Origin of the sequence: Microbulbifer sp. 2205BS26-8, from assembly GCF_030731025.1 — a bacterium.
GTDB classification, from domain to species: Bacteria; Pseudomonadota; Gammaproteobacteria; order Pseudomonadales; family Cellvibrionaceae; genus Microbulbifer; species Microbulbifer spongiae.
Genome location: NZ_JAVAMR010000178.1, coordinates 1 through 544, shown reverse-complemented (window position 1 = coordinate 544; position 544 = coordinate 1). Strand labels below are relative to the sequence as shown.

Here is a 544-nt window from a genome sequence, read left to right as displayed (position 1 = left end):
AGTAGAGTAAGAGGCAGGGCGTAGTCGAACTATCTCCCTGCCTCTCCTCTCCGAACCGGACGTGCACCTTTCAGCGCATCCGGCTCTCCATTTAGCCGCTGGCAAATGCCATTGCCACTTCAGGAAAGCGCGAAGTCCATGTATTCCGGAGTTCATTCCTTTGGTATGGGTTACCTTCAGGAAGGCGCCAGCGGAACCGCCGGCTACCCCGCCCGACAAGCCGGTACAAGATGGCACCACAGAAGTGTCCCTGATTTGTCTTGCCGTACAGCACCCAAGTCTTACTTTGACCCGGTGCCGGCCTTTTGAACCAGTGACGCATCAACGGTTTTAGTCGAGAGCGGTATTTGCGGCCCAGCCAGTGGGCCATTTTCCAGAAAACAATTCCGTCAATGCGACTGAAGATTTTGGCCTTGAAGTCAGTGAACTGATAGAACGCTGACCAGCCTTTCAGCTTGCGATTGACGGCCTCAGTCATATCGATCTTGCTTTCGCTGTAATTTCCTGACAGTAGAGCCGTTAACGATGCTGCAAAGTTTCTCGC

Annotated in this window: 1 protein-coding gene; it reads right to left on the bottom strand. The window is 53.3% G+C overall.

All coding sequences use genetic code 11. From position 1 onward, the window contains the following. Positions 1–91: 91 nt before the first annotated feature. A partial coding sequence (locus Q5Y71_RS17140; protein ID WP_306043284.1) for a group II intron maturase-specific domain-containing protein occupies positions 92–544 on the bottom strand: 453 nt, incomplete at its 5' end.